The sequence below is a fragment of the Burkholderia sp. AU39826 genome, assembly GCF_020419965.1.
Classification (GTDB): Bacteria; Pseudomonadota; Gammaproteobacteria; order Burkholderiales; family Burkholderiaceae; genus Burkholderia; species Burkholderia semiarida.
In genome coordinates, this window is the sequence record NZ_JAIZQG010000002.1 from 683,347 (window position 1) to 695,094 (window position 11,748).

11 protein-coding genes are annotated in these 11,748 nt (G+C 65.5%); 1 reads left to right on the plus strand and 10 read right to left on the minus strand.

The genetic code is table 11. The annotated features are described in order from the left end of the window. Window positions 1–2: 2 nt before the first annotated feature. The 10 genes from LGM42_RS08020 to rpsB form a co-directional block, all read right to left on the minus strand. Window positions 3–500, minus strand: a complete 498-nt coding sequence (locus LGM42_RS08020) for an OmpH family outer membrane protein (protein ID WP_048248617.1) — start codon at window positions 498–500, stop codon at window positions 3–5. A 64-nt stretch (window positions 501–564) separates the two neighbouring features. After that, the gene (gene bamA / locus LGM42_RS08025) at window positions 565–2,874 is read right to left on the minus strand and encodes an outer membrane protein assembly factor BamA (protein ID WP_059573701.1); all 2,310 of its coding nucleotides are present in this window, start codon (window positions 2,872–2,874) and stop codon (window positions 565–567) included. Window positions 2,875–2,935: 61 nt separating this feature from the next. Next, window positions 2,936–4,324 carry an RIP metalloprotease RseP gene (rseP, locus tag LGM42_RS08030; RefSeq protein ID WP_226231961.1) on the minus strand — a complete coding sequence of 463 codons (1,389 nt, stop codon included), beginning with the start codon at window positions 4,322–4,324 and terminating at the stop codon, window positions 2,936–2,938. Between the two features lie 11 nt (window positions 4,325–4,335). Next, window positions 4,336–5,532 (minus strand): 1-deoxy-D-xylulose-5-phosphate reductoisomerase, encoded by a 1,197-nt coding sequence (locus LGM42_RS08035; RefSeq protein ID WP_059645400.1) that lies wholly within the window; start codon window positions 5,530–5,532, stop codon window positions 4,336–4,338. Between the two features lie 15 nt (window positions 5,533–5,547). After that, window positions 5,548–6,369 (minus strand): phosphatidate cytidylyltransferase, encoded by an 822-nt coding sequence (locus tag LGM42_RS08040; protein WP_059573698.1) that lies wholly within the window; start codon window positions 6,367–6,369, stop codon window positions 5,548–5,550. Beyond that, a complete protein-coding gene (uppS, locus tag LGM42_RS08045; RefSeq protein ID WP_034201584.1) occupies window positions 6,363–7,145 on the minus strand; it encodes a polyprenyl diphosphate synthase in 783 nt (260 codons plus the stop codon). Before uppS ends, LGM42_RS08040 begins: the two co-directional genes overlap by 7 nt. A 49-nt stretch (window positions 7,146–7,194) precedes the next feature. After that, entirely contained in the window at window positions 7,195–7,755 is a 561-nt protein-coding gene (gene frr / locus LGM42_RS08050; RefSeq protein ID WP_006483822.1) for a ribosome recycling factor, read from the minus strand. Between the two features lie 133 nt (window positions 7,756–7,888). Continuing rightward, on the minus strand, window positions 7,889–8,602 hold the full coding sequence (pyrH, locus tag LGM42_RS08055; RefSeq protein ID WP_006402648.1) for a UMP kinase: 714 nt from the start codon (window positions 8,600–8,602) through the stop codon (window positions 7,889–7,891). A 156-nt stretch (window positions 8,603–8,758) separates the two neighbouring features. Further along, the gene (tsf, locus tag LGM42_RS08060; protein WP_006483826.1) at window positions 8,759–9,640 is read right to left on the minus strand and encodes a translation elongation factor Ts; all 882 of its coding nucleotides are present in this window, start codon (window positions 9,638–9,640) and stop codon (window positions 8,759–8,761) included. A 162-nt stretch (window positions 9,641–9,802) separates the two neighbouring features. Next, window positions 9,803–10,543, minus strand: a complete 741-nt coding sequence (gene rpsB / locus LGM42_RS08065) for a 30S ribosomal protein S2 (RefSeq protein ID WP_006483818.1) — start codon at window positions 10,541–10,543, stop codon at window positions 9,803–9,805. A gap of 377 nt (window positions 10,544–10,920) precedes the next feature. On the opposite strand from rpsB, the gene map reads away from it, so the two are divergent. Further along, on the plus strand, window positions 10,921–11,736 hold the full coding sequence (map, locus tag LGM42_RS08070; RefSeq protein WP_059573697.1) for a type I methionyl aminopeptidase: 816 nt from the start codon (window positions 10,921–10,923) through the stop codon (window positions 11,734–11,736). Window positions 11,737–11,748: the final 12 nt, after the last annotated feature.

An 11,748-nucleotide genomic window follows, 5' to 3' on the forward strand; every position in this document is an offset into this window, starting at 1 on the left:
GTTCAGTTCGTCGAGCCGGACGCGAGCGCCTTGAGCACCTTGTCGGTGATGTCGATGCGCGGGCTGACGTACACGGCTTCCTGCACGATCAGGTCGTAATTCTGCTGCTCGGCGATCTGCTTGATGACCTTGTTCGCCCTTTCCAGCACGGCCGCCAGCTCTTCGTTGCGCCGCTGGTTCAGGTCTTCGCGGAACTCGCGCTGCTTGCGCTGGAAGTCGGTGTCGAGCTGCGCGAGATCGCGCTGCTTCTGCGCGCGATCGGCCGCCGACAGCGACGTGCCGTTCTTGTCGAGCGAATCGGACATCGACTTCAGACGGGCCGCCAGGTCCTGCAGATCCTTGTCACGCTTCGCGAACTCGGCTTCGAGCTTCGTCTGCGCCGCCTTCGCGGGCGCCGACTCGCGCAGGATCCGATCCGAATTGACCGCCGCGATGCGGGCGACGTCCTGTGCGTGCACCGTTGCCGCGCCCAAGGCCAGCGCAACGGTCAGCGCGCACATCACTCGTTTCGAAAACTTACCGGTTAGCAAAATTACCCTCTCGTTGCTGTTGTCATGCGTTCGGTCAGAACGCCGTCCCGATCTGGAACTGGAATTTCTGGTACTGGTCGCCTTCGTGCTTCTGCAGCGGGAAGCCGAGGCTCAGCTTCAGCGGGCCGATCGGCGAGATCCACGCGAGACCCACACCGTAGCCGTAGCGCAGGCCGTTGGCGCCCGTACTCGTGCCGCCCGGCGCGTTGCCCCACACGTTACCGCCGTCGAGGAACGTGAACACGCGCAGCGTGCGGTCGTAGCCGGTGCCCGGCAGCGGGAACGTCAGCTCGATGTTGCCGACCAGCATCTTCGAACCGCCGATCGGGTCGTTCGTCTTCGTGTCGCGCGGGCCCAGCGAGCTCGGCTCGTAGCCCCGCACGGAGCCGATACCGCCCGCGTAGTAGTTCTTGAAGATCGGGTACGGGTTGCCGATACCGTTACCGTAGCCGCCTTGCAGGTTCAGGCCCAGGATGAAGCCGCGCGAGAACGAATAGTAGTACTGCGCCTGCAGGTCGGCCTTGTAGTACTGGATCTTGCCGACCGGCACGCCGTACTCCATGTTCGCCTGCGTGAAGTAGCCGCGGCTCGGAATCAGCGCGCTGTCACGCGCGTCGCGCGACCATGCCACCGTCAGCGGCACCGTGTTCGACACGCGGCCGAACTCGTTCACGTAATCCTGGTAGCTCTGCGGCGTGTTCGAATCGACGTCGAGGCGGTTCTGTTCGAAGCCCGCGCCGAAGTAGACGGTGTCGACTTCCGAGAACGGAATGCCGAACTTCAGGTTGCCGCCCGCGCTGATGATCCGGAAGCTCGAGCTCGTCGAATAGTAGAGCGGCTGGTACGTGCGGTAGTAGACGTCGGTGATCCGCTTGATGCCGTCGACCGTGAAGTACGGATCGACCTGCGTGACGGTCAGCGTGCGGTAGCTCTTCGCGGTGTTGACGTTCACCGACAGGCTCGTGCCCGAGCCGAACACGTTGTCCTGCGACACGCCGGCCGACAGCACGACCTTGTCCGTCGACGAGAAGCCGGCGCCCAGCGTGATCGCGCCGGTCGGTTTTTCGTCGACCTTCACGTTCACGTCGACCTGATCGTTCGTGCCTTCGACCGGCACCGTCGTCACGTCGACGTTGGTGAAGTAGCCGAGGCGGTTCACGCGGTCCTTCGACAGCGCGAGGCGGTTCGAGTCGAACCACGAGCTTTCGAGCTGGCGCATTTCGCGGCGCACCACTTCGTCGCGCGTACGCGTGTTGCCGACCACGTTGATGCGGCGCACGTACACGCGGCGACTCGGATCGACGACGAGGTTCAGGTTCACCTTGTGGTTCGCCTGGTCGATGTCCGGCTGCGCGTTGACGGTCGCGAATGCGTAGCCGTATTCGCCGAGCTTGTCGACGATCGACTTGGTGGTCTGCTGCAGCTTTTCGGCCGAGAAGCGGTCGCCCGGCTTGATCTTGATCAGCTTGTTGAGTTCGGCCTCGCGATCGAGCAGGTTGCCCGACAGCTTGATGCCCGACACCGTGTACGGCTCGCCTTCGTGCAGCGTGACCGTCAGGTACATGTCCTTCTTGTCCGGCGAGATCGATACCTGGGTCGACTCGATGTTGAACTCGAGGTAACCGCGGTTCAGGTAGTACGAGCGCACGGCCTCGAGGTCGCCCGTGAGCTTTTCCTTCGAGTACAGGTCGTTCTTCGTGTACCAGGAGAACCAGTTCGGCGTCGACAGCTGCATCTCGTCGCGCAGCGTGCTCGTGCTGAACGCCTTGTTGCCGATGAAGTTGATCTGGCGGATCTTCGCGCTCGGGCCTTCGGCCACCGCGAACAGGATCGACACGCGGTTCGCGTCGACCGGCGTGATCGTCGTCTTGACTTCGGCCGCATAGAAGCCGCGCGTCAGGTACTGGCGCTTGAGCTCCTGCTCCGCCTTGTCGACGAGCGCCTTGTCGTAGTAGCGGCCGTCGGCGAGGCCGACCGCACGCAGCGCCTTCGTCAGGTTGTCCTTGTCGAATTCCTTCGTGCCGGTGAAGTCGATCGACGCGATGGCCGGCCGCTCCTGCACCTGCACGATCACGACGTTGCCCTGCGTGGCGACGCGCACGTCGTTGAAAAAGCCCGTCGCGTACAACGCGCGGATTGCTTCGGATGCCTTGTCGTCCGTGAAGGTATCGCCCTGCTTGATCGGCAGATAGGCGAACACCGAACCCGCTTCGACGCGCTGCAGCCCCTCGATCTTGATGTCTTGCACCACGAACGGTGCCGCTGCATGCGCCGCGAGGCCGTGCGCGGCGAGCGCGGCCGCTGCAACTGTCTTAGGTACAAAGCGATGAGGTTTGAACAACATGCATCCCCAATATTTAGCTGCATCAAATCGGGCGGCTGGCCAGCGGCCGCCGCCTGACGCTTCAGAAATGGATTAACCGAACCAGATCGTTGAACAGCGCGATCGCCGACAACGCGACGATGCAGATCAACCCGGCTCTTTGCAGAATCAGCTGCCAGCGCTCCGAGACGGCTTTCCCGGTCGCGGCTTCAACCGCATAATATAACAGATGCCCCCCGTCCAAAACGGGAATCGGCAACAAGTTCAGGACGCCAAGGCTAATGCTGACAAGGGCGAGGAACGACAGGAACGCCGACGGACCGAGCCGTGCGCTCTTGCCCGCGTAGTCGGCGATCGTCACCGGGCCCGACAGGTTCTTCAACGACGCGTTGCCCGTGATCATCCGCCCGAACATCTTCAGCGAATACACGGAAATGTCCCACGTGCGGTGCGCGCCGAGCCGCAGGCTCTCGATCGGCCCGTAGCGCACGTCCACCGATGGCGCGTGCATCGACAGCGCCGCGCCGATCCGGCCGACCTGCTGCCCCGATTCGTCGTCGCGCTGCATCTGCGGCACGATCGATACTGTCCGCGCGGCGCCGTTGCGTTCGATCTGCAGCGCGAGCGGCTGGCCCGCATGGTGCTTCACCGTATCGATGAAACGCGACGCGCCGCCGATCGGCTTGCCGTCGAGCGCGACCAGCTTGTCGCCGGCCTTCAGGCCCGCCTGCTCCGCCGCACTGCCCGGCTGCACCGACGCGACCGACAACGTGCCGCCGCCGGCCTCGAAGCCGAGATGGGCCATGAAGTCGTCGTCGAGCTGGCTGTCGGGCACGTTGCGCAGGTCGACGCGGAAATCGAAAGTCGCATTGCCGTCGCGCGCGCCGAGCACGACCTCGCGATGGTCGAGCGCGGCCGACAGCAGCTTCCAGCGCAGGTCCGACCACGATCGCACCGGCTCCGACTCGCCGCCCTGCGCGTCGCTCACGCGCACGTCGCGGATCGACACGACCGTCTCGCTGCCGTCGAAGCCCGCGCGAGCCGCCACCGTGCCGGCGGCCGGCGGCGCGACGATCGCGGTCGGCTCGGTCACGCCGGTGGCGAATATGGCGGAGAACAGCACGATTGCCAGCAGGAAGTTCGCAATCGGTCCAGCCGCGACGATCGCGATGCGCTTGTAGACCGACTGGCGGTTGAATGCCTGCCCGAGTTCCTCGGGCGGAATGCCGCCTGGGCCTGGATCGCGCTCGTCGAGCATCTTCACGTAGCCGCCGAGCGGCAGCGCGGACAGCGTCCACTCGGTGCCCGTCCTGCGGCTGACCCAGCGCGCGACGGGCTGGCCGAAGCCGATCGAGAAACGCAGCACCTTCACGCCGCACCAGCGCGCGACGCGATAGTGTCCATACTCATGCACGACGACCAGCACCCCGATCGCCACCGCAAACGCGACCAGTTCGACCAGTACGTTCATGAGCACTCCATTCAGACCGCACGCTCCACGCGTGGCGCAGGCGCTTTCGCAATGATCGCGGCGGCGAGGCGGCGAGCCTCGGCATCCGCCGCGAGGACGTCGTCGAGCCCGTCGGGCGCGCGGTTCGGCAGCGTGTTGAGCACGGCGTCGACCGTCGCCGCGATCGCCATGAAGCCGATCCGGCGCTCGAGAAATGCTTCGACCGCCACTTCGTTCGCCGCGTTCAATGCGGCGCTCGCGATACCGCCTTCCTCGAGCGCCTTCAGCGCGAGCGCGAGGCACGGGAAGCGCGCGTAATCGGGCTTCTCGAACGACAACTGGGCGATCTGCGCGAGGTCGAGCTGATCGACGCCCGCGTCGACGCGCTCGGGAAACGCGAGCGCGTGCGCGATCGGCGTACGCATGTCGGGGTTGCCGAGCTGCGCGAGCACCGAGCCGTCGCGATACGACACGAGCGAATGGATCACGCTCTGCGGATGGATCAGCACGTCGATCCGGTCGCCCGGCAGCCCGAAGATCCAGTGCGCCTCGATCACCTCGAGGCCCTTGTTCATCATCGTCGCGGAATCGACCGAGATCTTGCGGCCCATCACCCAGTTCGGGTGCTTGCACGCCTCGTCCGGCGTCACGTCGACGAGCGTGGCCGGCTCGCGCGTGCGGAACGGGCCGCCCGACGCGGTCAGGATGATCTTCGAGATCCCGCCGTGCTCGGCCGCGTCGCGCGGCATGCACTGGAAGATCGCGTTGTGTTCGCTGTCGACCGGCAGCAGGATCGCGCCATGGTCGCGCACGGCGTCCATGAAGATCGCGCCCGACATCACGAGCGCTTCCTTGTTCGCGAGCAGGATCCGCTTGCCGGCGCGCGCGGCCGCCAGGCTCGGCGCAAGGCCGGCCGCGCCGACGATCGCGGCGACCACCGTGTCGCAGCCGTCGCTCTTCGACACGTCGACGAGCGCCTGCGGCCCGTGCAGCACGACCGTCTTGCTGCCCGCCGCGCGCAGTTTCGCGTCGACGTGCGCGGCCGTCGCGGCATCGCCGACCACCGCCACTTCAGGCGCGAAGCGCAGACACTGCTCGACGAGCTTGTCGCCGTTGCGGTGCGCGGTCAGCGCGTAGACCGAGAAGCGCTCGGGATGGCGCGCGACCACGTCGAGCGTGCTGTCTCCGATCGAGCCCGTGGAACCGAGCAATGTCAGGCGTTTTTGCATAACAGAAATAATGGTTTAACCAAGCAGCAGCATCGCGAGCGGCAGCACCGGCAGCAGCGCGTCGACCCGATCGAGCACGCCGCCGTGGCCCGGCAGCAGTCCGCTCGAATCCTTCACGCCCGCCTGCCGCTTCAGCAGCGACTCGAACAGGTCGCCGATCACGCTGTATGCAACCAGCAGCGTCAGTGCGGCCCACGCGCCGGGCATTCCGTAGCGCGCGGCGAGCGCGGAAAACAGGGTCGGTTCGAAAGCGTGTACGGCCATCGCGACACCGGCGACGACCATCACCGCGAACCAGCCGCCGATCGCGCCTTCCCAACTCTTGCCGGGGCTGATCGTGATGGCCAGTTTACGCTTTCCGAAGGCCTTGCCGGCGAAGTATGCGCCGATATCGGCCAGCCAGACGACCAGAAGCAGCGACAGCACGAACGGCACGCCCTGCGCGCGGGCTGCCACGAGCGCGTGCCAGCAGGCGGCGAACACGACGAGGCCGGCGGCCAGCAGGAACGGTCGCCACACGCCGCCCGCGAGTTCGGGCTTGCGCCGCAGCGCGAACGGGCCGACCAGCAGCCAGAACACGCCAGCCGCCATGAAAAGGGGACGGGACGAAGCCGCGTCGACGCCGAGCGGCGCGGTGGCCGCGAGCGCGAGCGCCGCGACGAGCGCATAGACGACAGGCGCGGCGCCGCCGAGCTTCAGCAGGCGCGCCCACTCCCACGCGGCGAACACCAGCACGACGCCGATCAGCGCGCCGAACCCGGCGAGCGGCGCGAACAGCGTCACCGGCAGCAGCACGGCCAGCATCACGATCGCCGTGATCACACGGGTTTTCAGCATGAAAGGGAGTCGGCGTTCTGCGATTGCGGTTCGAGCTGCGCACTCGTGCGCCCGAAACGGCGCTCGCGCTCGGTATACGACGCCATCGCGTCGGCCAGTGCCGCGCCGTCGAAATCCGGCCAGTACTTGTCGGTGAAATAGAATTCGGCGTACGCGAGCTGCCACAGCAGGAAGTTGCTGACGCGCTGCTCGCCGCCCGTGCGGATGAAGAGATCGGGCTCCGGCGCGTAGGCCATCGCCAGGTGCGGCGCGAAAGCGTCCTCGGTCACTTCGATCTCGCGACCTTCGCGCACGGCCTGCTCGACGAGCTTCTTCGTCGCTTGCAGGATGTCCCACCGGCCGCCGTAGTTGGCCGCGATGGTGAGCGTCAGACGGGTATTACGCGCCGTCTTGGTTTCGGCGCGGCGAATCAGTTCACGGATGCGCGGCTCGAAACGGTCGAGATCGCCGACGACACGCAGGCGGATCCCGTTCGCATGCAGCTTGCCCACCTCGCGTTCGAGCGCGGTGATGAACAGCCGCATCAGGAACGACACTTCGTCGTTCGGCCGGCGCCAGTTTTCCGAACTGAACGCGAACAGCGTCAGGTATTCGACGCCGGCGCGCGCGCAGCCTTCGACCACCGCCCGCACGGCATCGACGCCGCGGGTGTGCCCCGCGACGCGCGGCAAGCGGCGTTCGGTCGCCCAACGGCCATTGCCGTCCATGATGATCGCGATGTGACGCGGCACGACGCCGACGTCAGGCACGCGAACGGTAGAGCTGGTATAGGTCATGGCCGTTGAGACAGTAATGCGGGAAGAAGGCGGCGCGCGAGGACGGTCGTCAGACCGTCATGATCTCGGCTTCCTTGGTCTGCACGAGCTTGTCGACTTCGGCCACGTGCTTGTCGGTCAGCTTCTGCACGTCGTCGCTTGCGCGGCGCTCGTCGTCTTCCGAGATTTCCTTGTCCTTCACGAGCTTCTTGAGCGCTTCGTTCGCGTCGCGGCGCAGGTTGCGGATCGCGACCTTGGCCGTTTCGCCTTCGCTCTTCACGACCTTGGTCAGCTCGCGGCGGCGCTCTTCCGTCAGCGCGGGCATCGGCACGCGGATCAGGTCGCCGGCCGTGGCCGGATTCAGGCCCAGATCGGCTTCGCGGATGGCCTTCTCGACCTTCGCGACCATGTTCTTTTCCCACGGCTGCACGCCGATCGTGCGCGCGTCGACGAGCGTCAGGTTCGCGACCTGCGAGATCGGCACCATCGAGCCGTAGTAGTCGACCTGAACGTGATCGAGCAGACCGGTGTGTGCACGGCCCGTACGGATCTTGGCCAGATCGTTCTTGAACGCTTCGATCGAGCGCTGCATCTTTTGCTCGACGCCCTTCTTGACATCAGCGACACTCATTTCAACCTCCGAACCTTCAAACCTTCAAAGAACGCGAGCGCCGACCGGCGCATGTCGCGCGCCGCGGCCGGCAACCCGCAGCCAGTTGCACATAGCCGGTGGCCCGCCGTCAGTCGCCCGCATCCGCGGGAGTTTACACGTGGACGAGCGTACCTTCGTCCTCGCCCAGCACGATGCGCTTGAGCGCACCCGGCTTGTTGATCGAAAACACGCGAATCGGCAGCTTCTGGTCGCGGCACAGCGCAAACGCCGTCGCGTCCATCACCTGCAGGTTGCGGCTGATCGCCTCGTCGAAGCTGATCGTCGTATAGCGCGTAGCCGACGGATCCTTCTTCGGATCGGCAGAATATACGCCATCGACCTTGGTCGCCTTCAGCACGACTTCGGCGCCCACTTCCGAGCCGCGCAGCGCGGCCGCGGTATCCGTCGTGAAGAACGGGTTGCCGGTGCCGGCCGCGAAGATCACGACACGGCCTTCCTCGAGCTGACGGATCGCGCGCGGCCGGATGTACGGCTCGACGACCTGGTCCATCCGCAGCGCCGACTGCACGCGCGCCTCGATGCCCGCGTGGCGCATCGCGTCCTGCAGCGCCAGCGCGTTCATCATCGTCGCCAGCATCCCCATGTAGTCGGCCGTCGCGCGGTCCATGCCGGCCGCGCCGCCCGCGACGCCGCGGAAAATATTACCGCCACCGATCACGACCGCGAGCTGCGTGCCGAGGCGCACGACTTCTGCGATATCCGCCACCATCCGCTCGATCGTCGCGCGATTGATGCCGAAGGCGTCGTCGCCCATCAGCGCTTCGCCGGAGAGTTTGAGGAGGACGCGTTTATAGGCATTGGACATAGGGGCTTCCGAGCGACGAGAGGATGACAACCACGAACTGTAGGGGCGAAATACTGATTCGGGCAAGCGCCGACGACCGGGCCGGGGTACCCGGCCGGCCGGCGGCGCCGCCGGCCGCGGCGGAGCGGACGCCCGCCGCGGTTACTGCCTGACTGCTTACTGCTGCTTTGCTGCGGCGACTTGCGCGGCCACTTCGGCGGCGAAGTCGTCCTGGCGCTTCTCGATGCCTTCGCCGACGACGAACAGCGCGAACTTCTGCACCGCGGCATTCGCTGCCTTCAGCATCTGCTCGATCGTCTGCTTGTCGTTCTTCACGAACGTTTGGTTCAGCAGCGACACTTCCTTCAGGTACTTCTGGACGCTGCCGTCGACCATCTTCGCGACGATTTCGGCAGGCTTGCCCGATTCCGCGGCCTTCTGCTCGGCCACGCGGCGTTCCGTCTCGATCAGTTCCGCCGGCACGTCGGCCGACGACAGCGCGACCGGCTTCATCGCCGCGATGTGCATCGCGACGTCCTTGCCGACCTGCTCGTCCGCGCCCGTGTACTCGACGATCACGCCGATACGCGCGCCGTGCAGGTACGTGGCGATCTTGTTCGCGGTTTCGAAACGGACGAAACGGCGGATCGACACGTTCTCGCCGATCTTGCCGATCAGCGCCAGACGCACTGCGTCGACGGTCGAGCCGTCGAGCGGCAGCGCCGACAGTGCCGCCACGTCGGCCGGGTTTTGCGTCGCGACGAGTTCCGCCACCGTCTTCGAGAACGCGAGGAAGTCGTCGTTCTTCGCGACGAAGTCGGTTTCGCAGTTCAGTTCGACCAGCGCGCCTGCGTTGCCGCCGACGAACGATGCGACGACGCCTTCCGCCGTCACGCGCGACGCGGCCTTGCTCGCCTTGTTGCCGAGCTTGACGCGCAGCAGTTCTTCAGCCTTGGCCAGATCGCCGTCGGCTTCCGTCAGCGCCTTCTTGCACTCCATCATCGGTGCGTCGGTCTTTGCGCGCAGTTCTGCCACCATGCTTGCGGTAATTGCCGCCATCATTCGCTCCTTGAGTCTGTATTCACAACGCCGCCCGCTTGGACGCGAACGGCCGAGATTCGTTTCCGGACCCGCGCCGATTCGGCGCGATCAGGTCCGGCGCACAAGCTTAAAAAAAGGGGGCCTGTTGAGAGCCCCCTTTTTGCGCCGGCTCGGGGCCAGTTACGCGTTTTCCTCGACGTACTCGTCGTCGCCGCGTGCAGCCTGGACCACTTCGTTGACCGCGTTCGCACGGCCTTCGAGGATCGCGTCGGCCACGCCTTCCGCGTACAGCGCGACTGCCTTGCTCGAGTCGTCGTTACCCGGGATCACGTAATCCACACCTTCCGGCGAGTGGTTCGTATCGACCACGGCGATGACCGGCACGCCCAGCTTGTTCGCTTCCGTGACGGCGATCTTGTGGTAGCCGACGTCGACGACGAAGATCGCGTCCGGAATGCCGCCCATGTCCTTCACGCCGCCGATCGACTTCTGCAGCTTGGCGATTTCGCGCTCGAACAGCAGCGCTTCCTTCTTGCTCATCTTCTCGAGCTCGCCTGCCTCGACAGCCGCTTCCATGTCCTTCAGGCGCTTGATCGACACCTTCAGCGTCTTGAAGTTGGTCATCATGCCGCCGAGCCAGCGTGCGTTGACGTACGGCATGCCCGCACGCTGCGCTTCCTGGGCGATCGTGTCACGCGACTGGCGCTTCGTGCCGACGAACAGGATCGTGCCGCGGTTCGCTGCCAGCTGGCGCACGTACTTCTGTGCGTCCGTGAACATCGGCAGCGTCTTTTCGAGGTTGATGATGTGAATCTTGTTGCGGTGACCGAAAATGAACGGAGCCATCTTCGGGTTCCAGAAGCGCGTCTGGTGACCGAAGTGGACACCCGCTTCCAGCATTTGGCGCATCGTGACTGCCATGTAAATTCTCCACGAGGGTTGGGTCTTAAGCCGGCTGCCGTACCGCCGCGCGAACCCGCCCGAAGGGCGCGGATGCCGCGCGGCCGGCACCCTGGTTGCGCCGGCTTGCGATTCGGCACGTGCAAAACGCCCGTGCCGTAAGCCTTTCATCGCGATGCCGCCCCAAGACGGGGAAATTTCGGCATTTGGATATCGACTTAGCCAGAGAGTATAGCACGCGGAATTGTCCGCTCTCAAGTCGCGCGGCACTTTCGCGTGCCGTGCGGCAGCGGGCCGGACAATCCGCGAAAACCCGCATCCGCGCGGCCCGCAGGGGCTGCGAGGCCCGCCATAAGGTGCGATAATCCGTCAATTCACCGCATTGCAGGCATACCTCGATGGCTATTACGCTCAAAAACGAACACGATATCGCCCAGATGCGCGTCGCCTGCCGTCTCGCGAGCGAAGTGCTCGACTTCATCACGCCGCACGTCGTCGCGGGCGTCACGACCGCCGAACTCGACCGCCTCTGCCACGAGTACATGCTCAACGAGCAAGGCACGATCCCCGCGCCGCTGAACTACCAGCCGCCCGGCTATCCGCCGTACCCGAAGGCCACCTGCATTTCGGTCAACGACGTGATCTGCCACGGCATTCCCGGCGAGAAGGTGCTCAAGAACGGCGATGCGCTGAACATCGACATCACCGTGATCAAGAACGGCTATTTCGGCGACACCAGCCGGATGTTCATCGTCGGCGAGGGGTCGATCCTCGCGAAGCGCCTCGTGCAGACCACCTACGAATGCATGTGGCTCGGCATCGACCAGGTCAAGCCCGGCGCGCACCTCGGCGACATCGGCTACGCGATCCAGAAGCACGCGGAAGCGCAAGGCTACAGCGTCGTGCGCGAATACTGCGGCCACGGCATCGGCACGGTGTTCCACGAGGATCCGCAGGTCGTCCACTACGGCCGCCCGGGCACCGGCGTCGAGCTGAAGGCCGGCATGATCTTCACGATCGAGCCGATGATCAACGCCGGCAAGCGCGACATCCGCACGATGCCCGACCAGTGGACGGTCAAGACGCGCGACCGCAGCCTGTCCGCGCAGTGGGAGCACACGGTGCTCGTCACCGAAACCGGCTACGAAGTGCTGACCGTGTCGGCCGGCACGCCGGCGCGCCCCGTGTTCGCGCAACCGGCCGCCGCCGTCTGAGCGACGTCACGC